20 protein-coding genes are annotated in these 20,822 nt (G+C 64.2%); 7 read left to right on the top strand and 13 right to left on the bottom strand.

Going from position 1 to position 20,822, the window contains the following annotated elements; genetic code table 11:
* Window position 1: 1 nt before the first annotated feature.
* The 7 genes from ychF to EPO50_RS14340 all read right to left on the bottom strand — a co-directional run bounded on the left by ychF (window position 2) and on the right by EPO50_RS14340 (window position 7,300).
* Complete coding sequence (ychF, locus tag EPO50_RS14310) at window positions 2–1,099, bottom strand: redox-regulated ATPase YchF (RefSeq protein ID WP_296345093.1); 1,098 nt, start codon at window positions 1,097–1,099, stop codon at window positions 2–4.
* 3 nt (window positions 1,100–1,102) lie between these two features.
* On the bottom strand, window positions 1,103–1,726 hold the full coding sequence (gene pth, locus EPO50_RS14315) for an aminoacyl-tRNA hydrolase (RefSeq protein ID WP_296345095.1): 624 nt from the start codon (window positions 1,724–1,726) through the stop codon (window positions 1,103–1,105).
* Between the two features lie 27 nt (window positions 1,727–1,753).
* Window positions 1,754–2,446, bottom strand: a complete 693-nt coding sequence (locus EPO50_RS14320; RefSeq protein ID WP_296345097.1) for a 50S ribosomal protein L25/general stress protein Ctc — start codon at window positions 2,444–2,446, stop codon at window positions 1,754–1,756.
* A gap of 87 nt (window positions 2,447–2,533) precedes the next feature.
* Window positions 2,534–3,466 carry a ribose-phosphate pyrophosphokinase gene (locus EPO50_RS14325; RefSeq protein ID WP_296345098.1) on the bottom strand — a complete coding sequence of 311 codons (933 nt, stop codon included), beginning with the start codon at window positions 3,464–3,466 and terminating at the stop codon, window positions 2,534–2,536.
* Window positions 3,467–3,614: 148 nt separating this feature from the next.
* Window positions 3,615–4,100, bottom strand: a complete 486-nt coding sequence (locus EPO50_RS14330; protein WP_296345100.1) for a RidA family protein — start codon at window positions 4,098–4,100, stop codon at window positions 3,615–3,617.
* Complete coding sequence (locus EPO50_RS14335) at window positions 4,097–5,566, bottom strand: M81 family metallopeptidase (RefSeq protein ID WP_296345102.1); 1,470 nt, start codon at window positions 5,564–5,566, stop codon at window positions 4,097–4,099. The genes EPO50_RS14330 and EPO50_RS14335 overlap by 4 nt, the downstream gene beginning before the upstream one ends.
* Window positions 5,567–5,662: 96 nt before the next feature.
* Window positions 5,663–7,300, bottom strand: a complete 1,638-nt coding sequence (locus tag EPO50_RS14340; protein ID WP_296345104.1) for an acyl-CoA dehydrogenase family protein — start codon at window positions 7,298–7,300, stop codon at window positions 5,663–5,665.
* Window positions 7,301–7,406: 106 nt separating this feature from the next.
* Here EPO50_RS14340 and EPO50_RS14345 point away from each other — a divergent pair, with 106 nt between their 5' ends.
* From EPO50_RS14345 to EPO50_RS14360, 4 genes are read left to right on the top strand one after another with little or no spacing between them, the layout of a single operon-like run.
* Complete coding sequence (locus tag EPO50_RS14345; RefSeq protein WP_296345105.1) at window positions 7,407–7,943, top strand: SRPBCC family protein; 537 nt, start codon at window positions 7,407–7,409, stop codon at window positions 7,941–7,943.
* Between the two features lie 25 nt (window positions 7,944–7,968).
* A complete protein-coding gene (locus EPO50_RS14350) occupies window positions 7,969–8,619 on the top strand; it encodes a YceI family protein (RefSeq protein WP_296345107.1) in 651 nt (216 codons plus the stop codon).
* Window positions 8,620–9,816, top strand: coding sequence for a serine hydrolase (locus tag EPO50_RS14355; RefSeq protein WP_296345109.1), 1,197 nt, complete (start codon window positions 8,620–8,622; stop codon window positions 9,814–9,816).
* A gap of 15 nt (window positions 9,817–9,831) precedes the next feature.
* Window positions 9,832–10,245 carry a VOC family protein gene (locus EPO50_RS14360; protein WP_296345111.1) on the top strand — a complete coding sequence of 138 codons (414 nt, stop codon included), beginning with the start codon at window positions 9,832–9,834 and terminating at the stop codon, window positions 10,243–10,245.
* Between the two features lie 12 nt (window positions 10,246–10,257).
* Here the strand turns inward: EPO50_RS14360 and EPO50_RS14365 are convergent, their stop codons facing one another.
* The 6 genes from EPO50_RS14365 to EPO50_RS14390 form a co-directional block, all read right to left on the bottom strand.
* Window positions 10,258–11,490: a PLP-dependent aminotransferase family protein gene (locus EPO50_RS14365; protein ID WP_296345113.1), complete on the bottom strand. Its 1,233-nt coding sequence runs from the start codon at window positions 11,488–11,490 to the stop codon at window positions 10,258–10,260.
* Between the two features lie 68 nt (window positions 11,491–11,558).
* Entirely contained in the window at window positions 11,559–13,178 is a 1,620-nt protein-coding gene (locus EPO50_RS14370) for an FMN-binding glutamate synthase family protein (protein WP_296345115.1), read from the bottom strand.
* Between the two features lie 32 nt (window positions 13,179–13,210).
* A complete protein-coding gene (modC, locus tag EPO50_RS14375; protein WP_296345117.1) occupies window positions 13,211–14,272 on the bottom strand; it encodes a molybdenum ABC transporter ATP-binding protein in 1,062 nt (353 codons plus the stop codon).
* Complete coding sequence (gene modB / locus EPO50_RS14380) at window positions 14,269–14,955, bottom strand: molybdate ABC transporter permease subunit (RefSeq protein ID WP_296345119.1); 687 nt, start codon at window positions 14,953–14,955, stop codon at window positions 14,269–14,271. Before modB ends, modC begins: the two co-directional genes overlap by 4 nt.
* A gap of 12 nt (window positions 14,956–14,967) precedes the next feature.
* Entirely contained in the window at window positions 14,968–15,825 is an 858-nt protein-coding gene (locus tag EPO50_RS14385; RefSeq protein WP_296345121.1) for a ferric reductase-like transmembrane domain-containing protein, read from the bottom strand.
* Between the two features lie 54 nt (window positions 15,826–15,879).
* Complete coding sequence (locus tag EPO50_RS14390; protein ID WP_296345123.1) at window positions 15,880–16,557, bottom strand: DUF4286 family protein; 678 nt, start codon at window positions 16,555–16,557, stop codon at window positions 15,880–15,882.
* Between the two features lie 61 nt (window positions 16,558–16,618).
* Here EPO50_RS14390 and EPO50_RS14395 point away from each other — a divergent pair, with 61 nt between their 5' ends.
* From EPO50_RS14395 to EPO50_RS14405, 3 genes are read left to right on the top strand one after another with little or no spacing between them, the layout of a single operon-like run.
* On the top strand, window positions 16,619–17,803 hold the full coding sequence (locus EPO50_RS14395) for a mandelate racemase/muconate lactonizing enzyme family protein (protein WP_296345126.1): 1,185 nt from the start codon (window positions 16,619–16,621) through the stop codon (window positions 17,801–17,803).
* 9 nt (window positions 17,804–17,812) lie between these two features.
* The gene (locus EPO50_RS14400) at window positions 17,813–18,451 is read left to right on the top strand and encodes an NIPSNAP family protein (RefSeq protein ID WP_296345128.1); all 639 of its coding nucleotides are present in this window, start codon (window positions 17,813–17,815) and stop codon (window positions 18,449–18,451) included.
* Between the two features lie 31 nt (window positions 18,452–18,482).
* On the top strand, window positions 18,483–20,822 hold the full coding sequence (locus tag EPO50_RS14405) for a xanthine dehydrogenase family protein molybdopterin-binding subunit (protein WP_296345129.1): 2,340 nt from the start codon (window positions 18,483–18,485) through the stop codon (window positions 20,820–20,822).

The raw sequence follows: 20,822 nt of genomic DNA on the forward strand, positions 1-20,822 counted from the left end.
TCTAGACGTTGAAGCGGAAGTGGAAGACGTCGCCGTCCTTGACCGCGTAGTCCTTGCCTTCGAGGCGGAGCTTGCCGGCATCGCGCGCGCCCGCTTCGCCATTCAACGTGACGTAGTCGTCGTAGGCGATGGTCTCGGCACGGATGAAGCCCTTCTCGAAGTCGGTATGGATGACACCGGCCGCTTCCGGCGCCTTGGCGTCGCGGTGCACCGTCCAGGCGCGCGCTTCCTTTGGACCGACGGTGAAGAACGTCACGAGGTCGAGCAGCCCATAGCCCGCCCGCACCACGCGCGCGAGGCCCGTCTCCTTGAGGCCGAGCGATGCGAGATAGTCGCTCTGGTCCTCCGCCGGCAGCTGCGCCACCTCGGCCTCGATGGCCGCCGAGATCACGACCGATGGCATGCCGCGTGACTTCGCAAAGGCCTCGGCCTTGGCGCTGTGCTCGTTGCCGGTGGCAGCCGAGGCTTCCTCGACGTTCAGCACGTACATCATCGGCTTGCCCGTGATGAGCTGCAGTCGCGCGAAGACCGGCCGCTCGTCGTCGCTGATCTCGGTCTCGCGGGCGGCCTTGCCGTCGCGCAGGTTGATCAGAACCTTCTTCACGACCGGGGCTTCGGCGGCGGCTTCTTTGTCGCCGCCCTTGGCACGCTTCTCGAGGGCGGGCAGGCGCTTCTCGAGGCTGTCGAGATCGGCGAGCATCAGCTCGGTTTCGACGATTTCGGCATCGCGCACCGGGTCGACGTTGCCCGAGACGTGCGTCACGTCACCGTCCTCGAAGCAGCGCAGCACGTGCGCGATGGCGTCGACCTCGCGGATATTGCCCAGGAACTGGTTACCCAGCCCTTCGCCGCGCGAGGCGCCCTTCACCAGGCCCGCGATGTCGACGAATTCGAGCTGCGTATTGATGATCTTGGCCGAGCTCGCGATGCCCGCGAGCTTGTCCAGCCGCGGATCGGGCACGGCGACGCGGCCGACATTCGGCTCGATGGTGCAGAACGGATAGTTGGCCGCCTGCGCTGCCTGCGTGGCCGTGAGCGCATTGAACAGGGTCGACTTGCCGACATTGGGCAGCCCGACGATTCCGCAGTTGAAACCCATGATCTACTCTTTGATGTCCAGCCTGGGCGGAAGATTAGGAGGCGGCGCGAGATGCGCCACCCGGCTCATGTATTTCTCGTCGGCCTTGGCGCCACCTTCGACCAGCAGCGCCGATTCCTCGGCGAGTGCGTTCAGTACCTTGGGCAGCCAACCCGTCTTGGAGTCGCGCTCGTCGGGCTCGAAATCGCGCAGCACCCAATGCAGCACGAGATCCTTGTGGCCAGGATGGCCGATGCCGATGCGAACGCGGCGATAGTCCTTGCCGACATGGGCGTCGATGTCGCGCAGGCCGTTATGGCCCCCGGCGCCGCCGCCCTTCTTCATGCGTACCCGTCCGGGTGCAATATCGAGTTCGTCGTGGAACACCACGACGCGGTCGAGCGGGACCTTGAGGAAGCGCACGGCTTCGCCTACCGCCTTGCTCGACTCGTTCATGAAGGTCATCGGTTTCAGCGCGATGACGCGCTCGCCGCCGAGATGTCCCTCGGCCACTTCGCCGTGAAAGCGGGTGCGCCATGGCGAGAAAACACGGCGGCGGACGATCTCGTCCACCGCCATGAATCCAACGTTGTGCCGGTGCCCCGCATAGCGTGGCCCGGGATTGCCGAGCCCGACCAGCAGGAGCATCGACCGAGCGGTACCTTCGCCCGCTGCTTACTTCTTGGCCGGAGCCGGTGCCTTGGCACCAGCTGCCGGAGCCGCCGCTGCACCAGCCGCCGGAGCCGCTGCTGCACCTTCGGCCGGCGCTGCCGCGCCCGCATCCGTCGTCGTTTCGCGCACCACGGTCGGTGCGGCAATCGACGCCACGGTGGCGTTGTTGTCGCGAGTCACCACGCGCACGCCCTCGGGAATGGCGAGGGTCGACATGTGGATCGAGTGGCCGATCTCGAGGCCGGTCAGATCGACCTCGAAGAACTCCGGAATCTTGTCGGCCTTGGTGCGCACGGTGATTTCGTGCAGCACGACGTTCAACACGCCGCCGCGCTTGATGCCGGGAGATGCCACTTCGTTCCTGAAGTGAACGGGCACCTGCACGGTGATGATCGAGTCGGGCCCGATCCGCAGGAAGTCGAGATGGAGGGGCTTGTCCGTCACCGGATCGACCTGGACGTCACGCGGCAGGACGTCGAAGTCCGTACCGTCGACGGCAATCTTGAGCCGGTGGTTGAAGTAGCCTTCCTTTTGCAGCTCGCGCTCGATCGTCTTGGGTTCGACCGCGATCATGACGGGAGGCTGCTTGTCGCCGTAGATCACGGCGGGAATCAGTCCTTCGCGACGACTGGAACGGGCGCCCCCTTTGCCGGCCCGATCCCGCATCTTCGCGACGACCTTTGTCGTCTCTGCCATCTCACTTCTCCTTGGGTTGCTCTCTTTTATCGCGGCGTGGCCTCCAGGGGTGCCCAACGCCGGATCTCTTGAAACTCCTAGAAACTCTTAGTCGAACAGGCTCGAAACCGACGTCTCGTCGGCAATGCGCTTCATCGCTTCGGCCATCAGCGTGGCGATGCTGAGCGGCCGGATGTTGGGCGACACGCGCACCGCCTCGGTCGGCATGATCGAATCGGTGATGACCATCTTTTCCATCGGCGAGGCAGCGACGCGGGCGACCGCACCGCCCGACAGCACGCCGTGCGTGACATAGGCCGAGACCGACTTGGCGCCCTGATCCATCAGCGCCACTGCGGCGTTGCAGAGGGTGCCGGCCGAATCGACGATATCGTCGATCAGGATGCAGTCGCGGCTCTTCACGTCGCCGATCACGTTCATGACCTCGCTGACGCCGGCAGCCTCGCGCCGCTTGTCGATGATGGCGAGGTCGGCGTCGATGCGCTTGGCGATGGCGCGGGCGCGCACTACGCCGCCGGTGTCCGGCGACACGACGGTGAGCTTGCGGTTGCTCAGCGTGTCCTTGATGTCCTTGGAAAAGACCGGCCCGGCATAGAGATTGTCGAGTGGAATATCGAAGAAGCCCTGGATCTGGCCGGCGTGCAGGTCAAGCGTCAGGACGCGATGGGCGCCGGCATTGGTGATCAGGTTGGCGACCAGTTTGGCTGAGATCGGCGTGCGCGAGCCGGTCTTGCGGTCCTGCCGGGCGTATCCGTAGTAGGGTATGACCGCGGTGATGCGCCGGGCGGAGCTGCGACGCAGGGCGTCGATGGTGATCAGCAGCTCCATCAGGTGGTCGTTGGCCGGGAAGCTCGTGGACTGGATGACGAAGACGTCTTCGCCGCGCACGTTTTCCAGGATTTCGACGAAGATCTCGTTGTCCGAGAACCGCCGGATGTTGGCCTTGACCAACGGCAAAGCCAGCTTCGCGGAAATGGCTTCCGCCAGCGGTTTATTGCTGTTGCCGGTGAGAATCTTCATATCGCGCCCCTTGCGCCGGGACGGGACCTCGTTAAGCCGTTGATATAAAACGACAAAACGGCCATCCCCGGCCGCGACGGGGCGGAACATACCAATGAGTCCCGCCGCTGTAAACGCCCTGAAATACGGGCTTTTTAGCGCGCCCGATTCACTTCTTCTGCGGGGCGTAGAAGACGCTGTCGATCTCGATCAGGTCGTCATCGAACAATCGACGGACCTCGACCATGGTCCGCGGCGGATAGGGTGGCTTGCCCCAGAGTTCGGCCTGCACCTTGTCGACCAGCGGCGCCACCCGCTTGAGGTCGCTGACATAGACCGTGAGCCGCACGCAGTCCTGCAGGCTGGCGCCTTCCGATTGGGCAATCGTCCTGATGTTGAGGAACGCCTGCCGGACGCGCGCCTCGGCATCCGGCACCAGCTTGTTGGTCGCAGGATCGACGCCCTGCATGCCCGCAACGAAGACGAGGTCGCCCGCGCGTGTTCCGAGGCTCCAAGTGCCTTCCACCTTGATGGCGCCCGGCGGATCGAGCGTTTTCACGCCATTGGGCGATTGTGCGGACGATTGCGCAGCGGCGATGCCGATCGACATCGCGGCGACCGTTGCGACCAGTCCGTAGGAGGCGAAGCGGCTCACGCGTGCGGCTGGGCCACGAACGGCCACTGCGCCTTGTCTACCTTCTGGTAGGGCAGCAGCGACCAGTCCGGCACCAGGGCACCGGGGGCAGCGACATAGACCACCTCGCTGGCGATCGGTGCATAGGCCGCGTGGAAGTGCTGCATCGACTTCACGACGACCACCTTCTTGGTCGAGGGATCGACGCCCAGCTTGGTGAAGCAGTCGCGGCTGAGGCACTGCGTGCGCCGCGAGTTCACGATCACCGTCACGCCCTCGATCTCAAGGGCCGCTGCATCGCCGATCGAGCCCACGCTCTTGCGCTCGCCGCCGAACTCGATGGTGACGTCCTTCTCGACCTTCAGCACCTTGGCGCGTGCGTCGACCGGCAGGCCGGATTGCGGCCCGAGCTTGCCGCCGAGGCGGATGTCGAGTTCGGCCCCTTCGCCGACTTCGAAGGCGAGCTTCACCGCGCCGGGATCCCAGATCATGGCCAGTGCCGCGTCCTTCACCTTGCGGTCGAGCAGCTCCTTCAGGATGAAGGTCGAGTCCGAGGCTGCACCGCCGCCGGCATTGTCCGACACGTCAGCCAGCACCATGGGCTTGGGCAGGTTGTGCGAGCTGACGCGCGCCATGGCGGCGTCGAGCGTCACGTAGGGGGGCTGCGTCTGCTCGCGCATGGCGAAGAATTCCATGCCGAGTTCGCGCGCCAACTTCTCGGCCTTCGCCTTGTCGTTGTCGGTGATGGCGATCAGGCGCGTGCCCATCTCCTTCACGTCGGCCCAGGGAAAGCCATGGCCGATGGACAGCGACAGCACGCCGTCCTTGCCTTCCATCGCCTGCAGCTTGTCGACGAAGCCGCGCATCGGCTCACGCGTCGTGTGGAACACGCCGATCATGCGGCAGTCGAAGGCCGCCATGACGGGCTTGGTGCGGCCCTCGATCGCGCCCTCGATCACCGTGAAGAGATCGTCGGCGCGCTCCGGCACGTCGACATGCGGATATTCCTTGAACAGCACCAGCGCCGTCGCATCGCGAAGCAGGCTCTCGCCGATGTTGCAGTGGAGATCGAGCTCGGCGCCGACCGGCACGTCCGGGCCGACAATTTTGCGCACATGGGCGACGAGGTCGCTTTCGCAATCGTCGTAGCCTTCAGCCACCATCGCACCGTGCATCGAGAGCAGCACGCCGTCGACCGGCAGGGCCGCCTTGAGGTCGGTCAGGATCTCGTCGCGGAAGGCCTCATAGACCTTCTTCACCGTCTTGCCGGCCGGCTGGGCGAAGGCGCAGAGGCTTTCGACCACTTCCCAACCCTTGGCCTCGGCGCGGCCGCGCCAGACGGCGAGGGGCGAGCCGAACATCGGCACGTTCTTGCCGTAGCTGGCTTTGCGATAGAGGCAGGTTTCTTCGAAGAGTTGATGACCGGTCGGGATGGCGGCGAAGGTATTGGTCTCGGTGCCGAGGCACGCCGTGAAGATCTTTTTCATCAGGAAAGTATACTCGCTGCGACAGGTCCGGAACGTCGGGCTCCGGCAATGGTGCGAAAGTCTAGTGGCGCGCCGGGCGACCGCAAGCACCTTCGATCAGTGAGGACATTGCGCAGCCAGCGCGCGGTCCATCAGCCCGGTCTCGGCATCGCCCAGATCGGCGGCGCCGTACTGTGCGAAGCGGGTGCTGCCGAGCCGCGAGTCGGCATAGATCGTGGCGAAGGGCGAGCCTGCCTCGGCGAGAGCCGCCACCGCGGCGATCTTGGCGAGGCCTTCGCAGAGGAAACGGGCGCGGCGCTCGGCGTCGCCCGATTTCAAGGTCCGCTCCAGCGATTGCGCCAACGGGCCGACGTTGAAGGCTTGTGCGGCCGAGCGCACCAGGCGTGACAGCGTGTCGGTCGCGGCGTCGGGATGGCGGCCGGCCGCGCGCAGGACGTCGAGCGCCATGACATTGCCCGAGCCTTCCCAGATCGCGTTCAGCGGCGACTCGCGGAAATAGCGCGCCAACGGCAGGTCCTCGGTGTAGCCATTGCCGCCCAGGCATTCGAGGGCTTCGTAGACGAGCTGCGGCGTGCTTTTGCACACCATGTATTTGATCGCCGGCGTCAGCAGGCGCGCATAGGCGGCCTCGCGTGGATCCGACTCGGCATGCTCGACGGCGCGGCAGAGGCGGAACACCAGCGCGACCTGCGCCTCGAGTTCCAGCGCCATGTCGGCAACGACGGCGCGCATCGAGGGCTGATCCGCCAATCGCCGCTGGAAGACCGAACGGTTGCGGATGTGATGTATTGCCTGCGTGAGCGCGATGCGTGACTGGCCGGCCGATGCGATGGCGCAGTCGAGCCGTGTCAGGTTCACCATTTCGATGATGGTGCGCACACCTGCGCCTTCGGCGCCAACTCGCTCCGCATAGGCGCCGTGAAACTCTACCTCGGAAGAAGCATTCGACTTGTTGCCGAGCTTGTCCTTCAGCCGCTGGAAGCGGATGGCGTTCTGCGACCCGTCGGGCCGGTGGCGTGGCATCAGATAACAGGTGAGGCCGCCCTTGGCCTGCGCGAGCACCAGGAAGGCATCGCACATTGGTGCGGACATGAACCATTTATGGCCACTGATCTCGACGTGGTCGCCATGCGCCGTCGCGCGGGTGATGTTTGCGCGAACATCGGTGCCGCCCTGGCGTTCGGTCATGCCCATGCCTAGGGTCACGCCCTTCTTCTCCCACCACGGCAGCGGCCGCGGATCGTAGGTGCGCGTACTGATCTGGGGCAGCCACTTTGCCAGCACTGCTGGCTCCGAACGCAACGCACCGATGCACGCATGGGTCATCGTGATCGGACACATGTGGCCGCTCTCGGCCTGCGTCGCGAGGTAAAGCCGCACTGCCCGCGCGGACACTGGTGCGATGCTGTCACTGCTATCATGCGTAGAAGCGTGGACGCCGTGGCCAATGCTCTTCGCCATCAGGGCGTGATAGGCGGGATGAAACTCCACGAAATCAAGCCGATTGCCCTTGCCGTCCATGATCCGCAGCTTCGGCGGGTTTTCGTTGGCGACCCTGCCAAGATCGAGCGTATCGGCAGCACCGTAATCGCGGCCGCAGGCTGAGAGCGCAGCGAGATCGAGACCTGCACGCTGCGCGGCATCGGCCAACGGCCGGTCGGCGCCGAAAAGATCGACATCACCGAAAGCCGGCGACTGGTTGAAGGAGGCATCTTCGAGAAAGGACGAGGTCATAATTTCATGAATCTACTCTCCTGTGCTCCGGAGGCAATTGACGGCTGCGATGTCCTTGCCTAAATCTTAACTCCTCGGTTAACTAAACGACAAAGGCGAGGTTCGCATGCGAAGGGCTCTGGCGATCCTGGGTATTGTCGTCGTGGCGGCGGTCGTGGCGGTTCTGGTCTACGCCTCGACCAAGCCCGATTCGTTTCGCGTGCAGCGCACGGCGAGCATGAATGCGCCGCCGGAGAAGATCTTTCCCTATCTCACCGAGCTCAAGCGCTGGCGCGAGTGGTCGCCCTACGAGGCGCGCGATCCCGATATGAAGCGCGCCTATGCCGGTCCGGAGAGCGGCAAAGGTGCCGCCTATGAGTGGGACGGCAACAATAATGTCGGCAAGGGCCGCATGGAGATTACCGAGGCGGCTGCACCCAACAAGGTCGTGATCAAGCTCGATTTCATCAAGCCGTTCGAAGGCCACAACACCGCCGAACTCACCCTGCAACCAAAAGACGGTCAGACGATTGTCACATGGGCGATGTATGGGCCGAGTCCGTTCATGACCAAGCTGATTGGCACGTTCATGGACATGGACGAGATGATCGGTCGGGACTTCGCCGCTGGTCTCACGAAGCTGAAGACAATCGTCGAGAAATAATCGTCGCGTAACGAGGAGAAGAGCCATGAAGAATGGAATGAAGGTGTTCGTCGTCGCGTTGGCGATGTCCTCGGCGACGGCATTTGCGCAGACGACACCCCCGGCTGCTGCCCCCGCTGCGCCAATGGCTCTGCCGCCGGGTGTCTTCGCAGCGGAACGCGACCTTGCACTGGCGACGGCCGGCACCTATGCGCTCGACGAGTCGCACACGGCGGTCATCGCCCGGGTTTCCCACCTTGGCTATTCGCACAGCATCTTCCGCTTCGATCGCGTGAAGGGATCGCTCACCTGGGATCCGGCCGCGATCGAGAAGTCGAAGCTCGAAGTCTCGGTCGAAACGGCATCGATCACCACTAACGTAAAGGGTTTTGCCGAGGAGCTGGTCGGCGACAATTTCCTGAAGTCCAAAGCCTTTCCGCAGGCGACCTTCACCTCGACCGCCTTCAAGCCAGTCGACAAGACGCGCGGCAAGGTCGAGGGCCAGTTCACCCTGATGGGCAAGACCAAGCCCGTCACCTTCGACGTCACCTTGGGTGGGGCAGGCAAGGGTTTCGGCGGCAAGCCACGAATCGGCGTAACCGCCGTCGCCACGATCAATCCGCAGGAGTATGGCCTGCCGCCGTTCTTCACCGATCCCATTCAGATCGTGATCGATACCGAATTCGGGAAAGACTGAATGAAACGCGGCCTTTCCAAACCGCGGCTCGAGCGTCTGCGCAGCCTGCTGGATGCAGGAGTGGAGCGAGGCGACATGCCGGGCTTTGTCGCTCTCGTTCATCGGCATGGCGATACGCATGTCGTGGTCGGCGGCACATTGGCGGCGAGCGGCAAGGAGAAGATGCGCCGCGACACGATCTTCCGTATCTCCTCACTCACAAAGCCGGTGCTTGCCGCGGCGGCGATGTCGATGGTCGAGGAAGGAAGCCTCAGGCTCGACGATCCAGTGGACGAGCTGTTGCCGGAACTTGCCGATCGTCGTGTCCTGAAGTGCCTGTCGAGCCCGCTCGAGGAAACCGTACCGGCGGCGCGATCGATCACATTACGCGATCTGCTGACGTTCCGGCTCGGCATCGGCGCAGTGATGGACTTCTCTTCGCGACACCCGATCCAGGAGGCGATGGAGGAGGCAGGCGTTGCGCCAGGCCCCTTCATGCCCACGGTGACGCCCGATCAGTACATGGCGCGGCTGGGCAAGTTGCCGTTGATCCATCAGCCCGGTGAGCGCTGGCTGTATCACACCGGTTCGGACGTGCTGGGCATTCTATTGGCGCGCGCCGCCGATCGGTCGTTGGCCGAGGTGTTGCAGGAACGCCTCTTCCAGCCACTCGCCATGAGGGATACGGGCTTCCATGTGCCTGCCGATAAGCTGAAGCGATTTGCTGGCGCCTATGGCTACGACTCGGCGGCGAGCAAGCTCGTCTGCGTCGACGACAGTAAAGAGGGGCGATGGAGCCAGCCACCGGTCTTCGAAGCCGGCAGCAGTGGGCTCGTCTCGACGGCCGACGACTATCTGGCCTTCTGTCGCATGATGCTCGCCAAGGGGCGGCATGGCCGCAAATGCCTGCTGGCGCGGCCGACCGTCGAACTGATGACGACGGACCAGCTTCTGCCTTCGCAGAAGGAGGGGGCCGAACTGTTCTTTGGTGATTCCAAGAGCTGGGGGCTCGGCCTCGCTGTCACGGTGCGCCGCACCGATCTCTGGGAGACGCCTGGCCGTTTCGGTTGGGATGGTGGCCTCGGGACCTCGGCCTACACCGACCCCCAGGAAGGGCTGATCGGTATCCTGCTGACGCAGCGCATGATGGATTCACCCCAGCCATCGCGTGCTTACACTGACTTTTGGACCAGTGCGTACCAGGCAATCGACGATTGACCAGAGGAGGAAGCGATGACGATTCAGCCGTATCTGTTCTTCAATGGCCGTTGCGAGGAAGCCCTCGACTTCTACAAGAAGACGCTCGGCGCCAATATCGACATGGTGATGCGCTTCAGTGAGAATCCCGAACCCGATGCGGCGGCCATGATGCCGAAGGATACTAACAAGATCATGCACGCCTCCTTCACGATCGGCGATGCCATGGTGATGTGTTCCGACGGCATGCAGCACGACAAGCCCAACTTCCAGGGCTTTTCGCTGTCGCTCACCGTTGCCAACGAGGCCGAGGCGGATAAAGCCTTCGACGCATTGGCCAAGGAAGGTCAGATCCAGATGCCGATCGGCAAGACCTTCTTCTCGCCGCGCTTCGGCTGTGTCGCCGATAAGTTCGGCGTCTCCTGGATGGTGATCGTCGAGCCTAAATAGCGAAGGAGGGCGCTAGGCGCCCTTCTCCACATTGGCGCTACGCAGCGGGACCCCGAACTCGCGGCGGCAGACCTCGGCCAGCACCTCGACGCCCTTCTTGATGGTCTCGGGCTCGGGATTGGCGAAGCAGAGGCGCAGCCGCGAGCGGGCATAGTCCTTGTTGGTCGACCATTCCTGGCCGGGGTTCAGCGACACCCCGGCAGCCAGTGCGGCCTGCGCGAGTTTGGTCGTGTCGACCTGATCGGGCAGCTTGATCCAGAGGTAGATACCGCCTTCGGGATCGCCGAACTCGGCGGCGGTGCCGAACTGCTCAGCCAGAGCCTCACGCAGGGTCTGCAGCTTGGCGGCCAGCACCTTGTTGAGCTTGGGCACGTGGTCGGCGAAGTGCTGCTTGCAGAATTCGGCCAGCACCATCTGCTCCAGTGCGCCCGAGCCGGCATCCTGCTTGAGCCCGAGGATGCGTGCGAGAACTTCCCACTTGGCCACGATGTAGCCGACGCGAAGTGCCGGTGCGATCGACTTGGAGAAGGAGCCGATGTGGATCACGCCCTCGCCATTCGCCATCGCGAAGAGCGACTTCGGCCGCTTGCCGCTCCAGATCAGGTCGGAATAGCACTCGTCCTCGAAGATCATGACGCCGTAGCGGGCGGCGAGAGCGATCAGGTCGGCGCGGCGCTTCTCGCCCATGATGGCGCCGGTCGGATTCTGCACCGTCGGGATGGTGTAGATGTACTTGGGCGTCACGCCCTTCTTCTTCAGCTCCGCGAGCTTCTCTTCCAGCACGTCGAGCCGCAGTCCTTCATCGTCGAGCGGGATGCCGATTACGTTGGCGCCGAGCTTGTTCAGCTTGGTCAGTGCGCCACCATAGGTCTCCTGCTCGATCAACACCGTATCGCCTTTGGCGACCAGCAGGCTGTTGATCAGGTCGAGGCCCTGCATGGAGCCGGAGGTGATCAGGATCTCGTCGGGCGAGCATTTGATGCCGGCATGTCCCTTGAGCTTGCCGGCCAGGAATTCGCGCAACGGCCGATAGCCCAGCGGACCGCTGTTCAGGCCATAGGTAGCGAGCGTGGCGCCCTCGCGCTTCAGCACAGCCGTCGCCGCCGCGATCAGGGCGTCGACCGGCACGTTCTTGGCGTCGTTGTGGCCGCCGATGAAATTGTATTTCGGAAATCCGTTCCACTTGACGGCGGGCGCCGGAGTGCCGGGCGCCAGCAGGGACGCAAAATCGAACGGAGCAGTCATGGCGTTTCCTTTCGTAGTTGGCCCATTGCTGGGCCAACCGGCGTGTTGCTGCAACAGATTTGGCTGAATCAGGCCGTCGCGCGGAACGAGTGTGGATTGGCCATGTCCCAGGGCTTGCGCCAGCGCGGGTTGCCGGAGCCCGCGATCAGCTCGCCCTCGGACAGGGAGGGGTAGACGTCGGCATAGGTCAGGACTTCGCTGGAAGAAACCCGCCGCGAGATGTGGATCGGCTTGAATTCCTGCGGATGGTCGAGCCCGGCCGCGGCCGTCAGCTCGGCGAGTTCGTGCAGGGTGGCGCGATGGAAATTGACCACCCGCTCGATCTTGTCGGGCACGACCAGCGCCTTCTGGCGGCTGGGGTTTTGGGTTGCCACGCCGGTCGGACAGCGATCCGTGTGGCAGGACTGAGATTGGATGCAGCCGACGGCGAACATGAAGCCGCGCGCCGAATTACACCAGTCGGCGCCCAGCGCCATGGCGCGCACGATGTCGAAGGCGGTGATGATCTTGCCGGCGGCGCCCAGCTTGATGCGGTGTCGGGCGCCGATGCCAATCAGCGCGTTATTCACGAAATAGAGGCCTTGCCGCATCGGCTTGCCGATATGGTCGATGAACTCCATGGGCGCGGCGCCGGTGCCGCCCTCCTTGCCGTCGACGACGATGAAATCGGGATAGATGCCGGTCTCCAGCATCGCCTTGCAGATGGCCAGAAACTCCCATTCGTGGCCGATGCAGAGCTTGAAGCCGGCCGGCTTGCCGCCGGACAGGCGGCGCATCTCGGCGATGAAATGCATCATCTCGATCGGCGTCGAAAACGCCGAGTGCTGCGAGGGCGAGACGCAATCCTCTCCCACCGGGACGCCGCGGGTCAGGGCAATCTCCTGGCTTACCTTGGGAGCGGGCAGAACGCCGCCATGTCCGGGCTTGGCGCCCTGGCTGAGCTTCAACTCGACCATCTTGACCTGGTCGGAGGCGGCGACCTCGGCGAACTTCTCGGGGCTGAAGGTGCCGTCGGGGTTGCGGGCACCGAAATAGCCGGAGCCGATCTCCCAGATGATGTCGCCGCCGTTCTCACGGTGGTAGGGGCTGAAGCCGCCTTCACCGGTGTCGTGCGCGAAGCCACCGCGCTTGGCGCCGCCGTTCAGGGCGCGGATGGCGTTGGCACTGAGCGCGCCGAAGCTCATGGCCGAGATGTTGAACACGGAGGCCGAGTAGGGCTTGGCGCATTCGGTGTCGCCGACCATGATCCGGAAAGGATCCTTGGTGAGCGGCCGCGGCGCGATCGAATGCGCCATCCATTCATAGCCGACGCTGTAGACGTCGAAGGTCGTGCCGAAGGGCCGCACGTCGAGCACTTTCTTGGCGCGTTGATAGACCACGGCGCGCCGGTCGCGGCTGAACGGCATGCCGTCCTTGTCGCCCTCGAAGAAGTACTGCCGCATCTCCGGGCGGATCTCCTCGAAGATGAAGCGAATATGAGCGGCAACGGGATAGTTGCGCAGGATCGAGTGGTTTGTCTGGTTGAGGTCGTGGATGCCGACCGCTGTCAGGAAGGCCGCGATGATGAAGCAGATCGCCAGCACCGGATGCGGATCGGCGATCCAGGCGATCCCGAAGACAGGGACCGCGATAATCGACAGCGTGAAAGTGATGAAGCGGGGCGTAAAGGGCATAAGCAGGCGTGACATCGCGTTCTCCTCGCGCCGCCACCATAGCGCACTCAGGTGCGTTCGAACGATACACTCTTGATGACAGCGAAGACCGGCCGGCCCGGTGTCAGCGCCAGTCGCTCGACTGACTTGATCGTGAGCCGCGCCATCAGCAGGGCGCCGTTGCAGTCGAGCCGCACATCGGCCTGCGCACCGGAAATGGGTGTCACGCTAGCGACACGACCGCCGAGTACGTTGAGGGCGCTGATATCTTCGGGCGGCCGCAGACTCAGCATCACGTCACGTGCGCGAATATAAGCACGCACATGTGCGCCAGTCGGTGCGCCGAGCCGCGGCACCTGTAACTCGCCGGCGGCAGTGGTCAGTACGGAAAGCTCGAAGGCCTCGTCGTGGCGGCTGACTGTTGCGTCCAGGACCGAGCCGCCGTCGTTGGCATCTGCCAATGGTAGTGTGTCGAGCACGGGACCGACCGCAGTCACCTTGCCCTCGGCCATGATCACGACCGTCGTGGCAAGCCGCGCGACTTCGGCCACGGAGTGGCTGACGTAGAGGATCGGCACGCCGGCTTCGTCACGTAGCCGCTCGATATAGGGAAGGATTTCCGCCCGGCGCGCCTCGTCGAGCGAGGCCAGCGGTTCATCCATCAGCACCAGCAGCGGCCGCGCAAGCAAGGCGCGACCGATGGCGACGCGCTGCTTCTCACCACCCGAGAGCGAATCGGGTTGGCGGTCGAGCAGATGACCGATGCCCAGGAGATCGACGACGGCGCCGAGATCGGCCACCGCGCCACCGTTGCCGCGCGCAAACCAGCGTCCGTAGAGGAGATTATGGCGAACGCTGAGATGCGGAAAGAGCCGGCTGTCCTGGAAGACATAGCCGATACGCCGGCGATGGGCGGGGACGAATACCCGGCGCTCGGTATCGACCAGCACCTGGCCATCGACGATGACTTTGCCGCGGGTCGGCCGGATGAGGCCGCCCACGATATCGACGATGCTGGTCTTGCCCGAACCCGAGCGGCCGAACAGCGCCGTCAGACCGGGTGCCGCGGTAAAGCGCGCCCGGAGCTGGAAACTGCCGCGCGCATGTTCGACATCGACCTCCAGGCTCATGCGGTTTGCCGCCGTGAACCGATACGACGTGCCAGCAACTCCGAACCGAGCAGGGCCACCATGGAGATCGCGATCGATACCAGGGTGAGCCGCATCGCCGCCGCATCGCCACCCGGCACCTGGGTCAAGGTGTAGATCAGCGACGGCAAGGTCTGCGTTTCACCGGGAATGTTCGACACGAAGGTGATGGTCGCGCCGAACTCACCCATCGATTTGGCGAAGCCCAGGATGGCGCCGGCGATGATGCCCGGCAGGCAGAGCGGCAGAGTAACAGTGGCGAACACCCAGAGCGGATTGGCCCCCAGCGTACCGGCGGCAGCTTCAAGCCGGCGATCGACCGCCTCGATGGAGAGCCGGATCGCGCGCACCATCAGCGGAAAGCCCATGATGGCGCAAGCCAGCGCCGCGCCAGTCCAGCGGAAGGAAAAGACGATGCCGAATTCATCGGCGAGGAAAGACCCGATGAAGCCTCGTCGTCCGAAGGAGAGCAGCAGAAGGTAGCCGGTCACGACCGGCGGCAGGATCAGCGGCAGGTGAACCAGCGTGTCGAGCACGCTCTTGCCCCAGAACTTGCCCCGCGCCAACAGCCAGGCGATGGCGATGCCAAAGGGCAGGCTGGCCAGCGTCGCCGTCGTGGCGACTAGCAGGCTGAGCCGCACCGCCGTCCATTCTTCCGCAGTCATATCCTCTTCCGGTCAGGAAGTCGGTATAGTCCGTCGGATATAGCGCTCCGTCCAGAGCCTGTTCGCGGCTGCGATGCCGCGCCGGAGCGCGACCAGCACGATCACCAGCAGCGAAACGGCCAGCACCTTGTGGGCCGGACGCGGCACCAGATCGAGGTCGATGTTGGCCATCAGCACGCGCGCCGGGTCGATCTTGTTCACGAGCCCGTACCAGGTGGCTTCGACCACGACGGTGCTGAGGGTCGCGGCGGCGGCGAGCAGGAAGAGGCCCGCGAAGCTGGTGCGCAGTTTCACTGGCAGGACACGCCACAGCATCAACCAGAAGAACAGGCCCGCGGCAAAGGCCGCTTCGCCGATCTTGACCTTGGACTGGATGAAGAAGTGAACCAGCGCCACGGCGACAGCCGGATAGACCAGCCAGTGCAGGCGTTTCCAGTTGCGCTTCAGCCGGCGCTGCCAGCCGTTGGTAGACGTCACGGCGAGCGCCATCAAAGCCAGCAAGGCTACGAAGCCGATCGTGAGATAGAAGCGCTTCACGATTTCGGTAGCGACGACGATCAGGTTCCATTTCTGGTCGAGCACGTAGATCAGCAGATGCGCCAGCGCATAGAGCGCGGCCGCGACACCGATCCGCCGTCGGATATGGATGAGCGGCATCCAGTCGAACAGGGCGCGGGCCGGGGTCATAGCCAGCGACACGAGAAGAAGCACGACGGCCCAGTCGCCCGTGGCATGCGTGGCGAGCGTCACCGGCCGCGGATCGAGAGCGCCGATGAACCAGCGCCAGACGAGTTCCACCGCCGGCACGCAGAGTGCGACCAATGTCGCGAGCCGCAGCCAGAAGATGGTTTGTTGCGTGGACAGTCCCATGGGCACGGGCCGGACCCTAAGCGATCTCGCGATCAACGAGGGGTCAAAGAAATGTCATCGCTGGTTGCCGAACAGCAGCCGATAGGTGCCGACGGTCGGCGCGGTCTCGACACCAAAGGGCCGCAGTTTGGTCGTCGTGAACATCAGGCGTGCGGCTGCGCTGACGGCCGGAACATCCGCGCCCTCCAGCAGCACCGCCCATTCGGCCTCCTCGGCCCTGGGATGGTCCATACTTTTGTCGTGCAGCGGTGCATGCGCGACTTCGAGATCGTTCTCGCCGGCGCTGGCGCCCAGCATGCCGGGCCGCTGTATGACCTTGGGCAAGGCGGTGGTGGTCAGCCACTCGACCAGCGCCTTGCGCCGTCGCGGATCGGGCACGAAACGCACGCACGCGATGGCGCCACCAACGCCGTGCGTCTGGTCGACGAGGATGCGCAGGGTCAGGCGCTGGAAGTGGGTAAAGCGGGCCATGACGGCCTGGCTCCACGGCGTCTGGTTGGCCAGCAGCTTCAGATAGTCCGGCGTCGCGAGATCGGCGACGCTGTCGCATTCGTAGGTCGCGAGATACTTCGGCGTTGCGCGCACGGCGACATACCGGCGGGCGCGATGGAAGCCCGGCAGGTTCACGCGCTCGTCGATATGCTCGCGGTTGTACCACTCGTTGAAATCCCGCTCGTCGCGCGCTGACACCTGCGTCAGCGTAATCAGCATTCCCTTGCCGTAGAGGGGCATTGTTTCATCCCGCGGTGGTCAACCTCTAGTCTATGCTGTCGGGCCCGCGGGAGGAAACACCATGAAAATTGCCAAGATCGAGGATTTGCACTGCGACGCCGGCTGGCGCGACTTCTCCTTTCTCAAGATCACCACGGATGACGGGCTGGTCGGCTGGTCCGAATACAATGAAGGCTACGGCAGCGCCGGCCTGACGGCGGTGATCCGCCGCATGGCCGAGGGCCTGATCGGTCAGGATCCGCGCCCCATCGAACGCATCATGACGACGATCTATGCCATCACGCGTCAGGCGCCGGGCGGCATGAACCAGCAGGCGATGGCTGCCATCGAAAACGCGCTGCTCGACGTCAAGGCCAAGGCGCTGGGCATCCCGGTCTACGCACTCTTCGGCGGGCCGGTGCGCGACCGCCTGCCGCTCTACTGGTCGCACTGCGGCAGCTATCGCTTCCGCAATGCCGAAGTCATGGGCGTCGAGCCCGTGCGCTCACTCGACGATCTGGTGAAGCTCGGCAAGCATGTGAAGGAGCGCGGCTTCAAGGCGCTCAAGACCAACATTTTCCGCTTCGATCTCACGCCGGCAAACATGTACCAGCCCGGTTTCGGCAGGAGCCCGGGTGGACCGGAGTTGAATGCCGATGGCGCCGTGATCGCCGCCATCTGCGACGGACTCGCGGCCTTCCGCCAGGGCGCGGGCCACGACATGGGCATCCTTCTCGACACCAATTTCAACTTCAAGACCGAGGGCTACATCAAGGTCGCGCGCGCCTGCGAGCACTTCAATCTCTTCTGGCTGGAGATCGATTCCTACGACCCGGAGGGGCTGCGTTTGATCCGCGACCGCGCGTCGATGCCGATCGCCTCCTGCGAATCCCTGTTCGGCCGGCGCCAGTTCCGTCCCTATTTCGAGAACCGCTCCATCGACGTCTCCATCATCGACGTGCCGTGGAACGGCCTTGCAGAGTCGCTGAAGATCGCCGCCATGGCCGAGGCCTACGAGATCAACTGCGCGCCGCACAATTTCTACGGCCACATGTCGACCCTGATGAGCGCGCACCTCTGCGCCGCGATGCCGAACTTCCGTATCATGGAAATAGATATCGACGACGTGCCCTGGAAGGACGATCTGGTCACTCATCCGCCGGTCATCCAGAATGGTGAGCTGATCGTACCGACCCGGCCTGGCTGGGGCGCCGACATCAACGAGGAGGCGGTGAAGGCTCATCCGCCCAAGAATCCGCATCCCTGAGAGGAACGAATGGTCTACGAATTTCGCTGCTACACGCTGAAGCCCGGCAAGATGCCGGAGTATCTCAAGGCCGCCGAGACGATCGGCCGGCCGGCCCGTGGCCAGAACTTCGGCGAGAATCACGGCTACTGGACAGCCGAGTTCGGCGCCCTGAACCAGATCTGGCATCTGTGGAAGTACGAAAGCCTCGACGAGCGCACGCGCCTGCGCGGCGAACTCGCCAAGCACAAGCCGTGGACCGAGGGCTATGTGCCGGTGATCCGGCCGCTGATCGAGCGGCAGGACCTGCGCATCATGAATGCCGTCGTCGACATCAAGCCCAGCGACGGCACGACCGGCAACGTCTACGAACTGCGCATCTACCGCACGCAGATGGGTGGCGCTCAGGCCTATGGCAAAGACTTCAAGGAGGTCCAGGAGGCGCGTGAGAAGTATTCGCCGATCTGGGGTGCCTGGACCGGCGAGGTTCCCGAGCCCAACGAGTGGATCCATCTCTGGCGCTACAAGAACCTGCAGGAGCGTTTCGAGGCGCGTGCGGCAGCGATGAAGGACCCCGCGTGGCAGGCCTATCTCGCCAAGGGGCCGGCGAAGCTTGCGGCGATGCACTCGACTCTGCTGCTGCCGACGAACTATTCGCCGCTGAAGTAGGCGTCGAAGTACAAGCGTTGAGGACAGGTTGATGGATTCTTTCGACGACACCGGCCTTGCGTTCATGAAGTTCGGGGTCGGTCAGTCGGTGGCGCGCACCGAGGACCCGATCCTTCTGCGGGGCGAGGGGCGCTACACCGACGACATCAACCTGGCCGGCCAGGCCTATGCGGTCATGGTACGCAGCCGCATTGCACACGGTCACCTGAAGGGGATCGACACAACGGCAGCGCTCGCCATGCCGGGCGTGCTGGCGATCCTGACCAGCGACGATCTCGACGCAGCGGGCTTCAACCCGCTGAAGTGCCCGATGAACATCCCGCAGCGCGACGGCTCACCGATGAAGACACCGGTGCGGCCGTCGCTTGCCAAAGGCAAGGTGCGCTTCGTCGGCGAGGCCGTAGCCTGTGTCGTGGCCGAGACGGCGCTGCAGGCCAAGGATGCCGCCGAAGCGGTCGAGCTCGATATCGACGAACTGCCGGCGGTCACCACGCCTGCCGCGGCCTTGGCTGAAGGCGCGCCGCAAATTCACGACGATGCACCGGGCAACCTGGTGCTCGACTTCCACTACGGCAATGCCGAAGCGGTGGCGAGGGCCTTTGCCGAAGCAGCTCATGTGACCCGGCTGGAGATCGAATCCAATCGCGTCGTCGTCAATGCGATGGAACCGCGTTCGGCGATCGGTTCCTGGGATGCCGTCAATGAGCGCTGGGTGCTGAATGTCGGCTGCCAGGGCGTGTTCGGCCTGCGCGGCGGTCTTGCCGGTGTGCTGAATGTGAAGCCCGACCGGATTCATGTGCTGACCGGCAATGTCGGTGGTTCGTTCGGCATGAAGGCGCCGCCCTATCCAGAGTATGCGCCGCTGTTGCTGGCGGCCAGGAAGCTCGGCCGGCCGGTGAAGTGGACCGACGAGCGTTCGGAGAGCTTCCTCTCCGACCATCATGGCCGCGATCACCAGCGCATCGCCGAACTGGCCCTGGACAAGGAGGGCCACTTCCTCGCCGTCCGGCTCTCCGGTACCGGCAATGCCGGCGCCTATATCTATCCGCCGATGCCGGCCACGACCAACGCCGTGAAGAACGTCATCGACGTCTACAAGACGCCGGCGATGGAAGTGAATTCCAAGGTCGCCTTCACCAACACGACGCCGATTGCGGCCTATCGCGGCGCCGGTCGCCCCGAGGGCAACTACTACATGGAGCGCCTGATCGACACGGCGGCGCGCGAGATGGGGATCGATCGGGTCGAACTGCGCCGGCGCAATCACATCGCGCCCGAGGCGATGCCCTACAAGGCGCCGTCCGGCATGGCCTATGATTCGGGCGAGTTCACCGCCGTTCTCGACAAGGCGCTGCAAGCCTCCGACTGGGATGGCTTCGAGGCACGCAAGGCCGAGAGCAAGGCGCGTGGCAAGCTGCGTGGCCGCGGGATCGGCAGCTACCTGGAAGTGACGGCGCCCGCCGGCAAGGAATATGGCGGCATCCGCTTCGAGGAAGACGGTACCGTCACCATGCTGAGCGGTACGCTCGATTACGGTCAGGGCCATGCCTCGCCCTTCGCCCAGGTGCTGACCGAAAAGCTCGGCATCCCCTTCGATCGCTTCCGCCTGTTGCAAGGCGATAGTGATCAGCTCCTGGCAGGTGGCGGCACGGGTGGGTCGCGTTCGGCGATCGTCGGCAGCGAGGCTTTTCTCGAAGCCGGTGCCAAGGTGATCGAGCAGGGCAAGGCGATCGCCGCCCATGTGCTGGAAGCAGCGACCGTCGATATCGAGTTCGACCGCGGCCGCTTCCGGATTGCCGGTACCGACCGCAGCATCGGCCTGCTCGATCTCGCGTCGAAGCTGCGCGATGAGATGACCCTGCCCGAGGACGTGCCTCAAACCCTCGACGTGCGTCACATCTCTGATACGCCGCCTTCGGCGTTCCCGAACGGCTGCCATGTTGCCGAGGTCGAGGTTGATCCCGATACTGGCCAGATCGATGTCGTGCGTTACTTCATGGTCAACGACTTCGGCACGCTCATCAATCCGATGCTGGTCGAAGGTCAGGCGCATGGTGGTGTCGTGCAGGGCATCGGCCAGGCGATCTTCGAGCGCACGGTCTATGACGAGCAGGGCCAGCCCGTCGCCGGCACCTACATGGATTACGCCTTGCCGCGGGCCTCGGATGCACCGTCCTTCTCCATCTCCAGCCACCCCGTGCCCTGCAAGACCAACTCGCTGGGCGTGAAAGGCTGCGGCGAGGCGGGCTGTGCCGGCGCCCTGCCATCGGTGATGAACGCGGTCGTCGATGCGCTCTCGGAGGCGGGCATCACCCATATCGACATGCCGGTGACGCCGGAAAAGGTCTGGCGCGCGCTGAACGGCAGGTGA

Source organism: Reyranella sp. (assembly GCF_004297405.1).
Classification (GTDB): domain Bacteria; phylum Pseudomonadota; class Alphaproteobacteria; order Reyranellales; family Reyranellaceae; genus Reyranella.

Coding starts and splice junctions, on each gene's coding strand:
- ychF (WP_296345093.1), bottom strand. CDS start 1,099: ATGGGTTTCAACTGCGGAATCGTCGGGCTGCCCAATGTCGGCAAGTCG.
- pth (WP_296345095.1), bottom strand. CDS start 1,726: ATGCTCCTGCTGGTCGGGCTCGGCAATCCCGGGCCACGCTATGCGGGG.
- EPO50_RS14320 (WP_296345097.1), bottom strand. CDS start 2,446: ATGGCAGAGACGACAAAGGTCGTCGCGAAGATGCGGGATCGGGCCGGC.
- EPO50_RS14325 (WP_296345098.1), bottom strand. CDS start 3,466: ATGAAGATTCTCACCGGCAACAGCAATAAACCGCTGGCGGAAGCCATT.
- EPO50_RS14335 (WP_296345102.1), bottom strand. CDS start 5,566: ATGAAAAAGATCTTCACGGCGTGCCTCGGCACCGAGACCAATACCTTC.
- EPO50_RS14340 (WP_296345104.1), bottom strand. CDS start 7,300: ATGACCTCGTCCTTTCTCGAAGATGCCTCCTTCAACCAGTCGCCGGCT.
- EPO50_RS14345 (WP_296345105.1), top strand. CDS start 7,407: ATGCGAAGGGCTCTGGCGATCCTGGGTATTGTCGTCGTGGCGGCGGTC.
- EPO50_RS14350 (WP_296345107.1), top strand. CDS start 7,969: ATGAAGAATGGAATGAAGGTGTTCGTCGTCGCGTTGGCGATGTCCTCG.
- EPO50_RS14355 (WP_296345109.1), top strand. CDS start 8,620: ATGAAACGCGGCCTTTCCAAACCGCGGCTCGAGCGTCTGCGCAGCCTG.
- EPO50_RS14360 (WP_296345111.1), top strand. CDS start 9,832: ATGACGATTCAGCCGTATCTGTTCTTCAATGGCCGTTGCGAGGAAGCC.
- EPO50_RS14365 (WP_296345113.1), bottom strand. CDS start 11,490: ATGACTGCTCCGTTCGATTTTGCGTCCCTGCTGGCGCCCGGCACTCCG.
- EPO50_RS14370 (WP_296345115.1), bottom strand. CDS start 13,178: ATGTCACGCCTGCTTATGCCCTTTACGCCCCGCTTCATCACTTTCACG.
- modC (WP_296345117.1), bottom strand. CDS start 14,272: ATGAGCCTGGAGGTCGATGTCGAACATGCGCGCGGCAGTTTCCAGCTC.
- modB (WP_296345119.1), bottom strand. CDS start 14,955: ATGACTGCGGAAGAATGGACGGCGGTGCGGCTCAGCCTGCTAGTCGCC.
- EPO50_RS14385 (WP_296345121.1), bottom strand. CDS start 15,825: ATGGGACTGTCCACGCAACAAACCATCTTCTGGCTGCGGCTCGCGACA.
- EPO50_RS14390 (WP_296345123.1), bottom strand. CDS start 16,557: ATGCCCCTCTACGGCAAGGGAATGCTGATTACGCTGACGCAGGTGTCA.
- EPO50_RS14395 (WP_296345126.1), top strand. CDS start 16,619: ATGAAAATTGCCAAGATCGAGGATTTGCACTGCGACGCCGGCTGGCGC.
- EPO50_RS14400 (WP_296345128.1), top strand. CDS start 17,813: ATGGTCTACGAATTTCGCTGCTACACGCTGAAGCCCGGCAAGATGCCG.
- EPO50_RS14405 (WP_296345129.1), top strand. CDS start 18,483: ATGGATTCTTTCGACGACACCGGCCTTGCGTTCATGAAGTTCGGGGTC.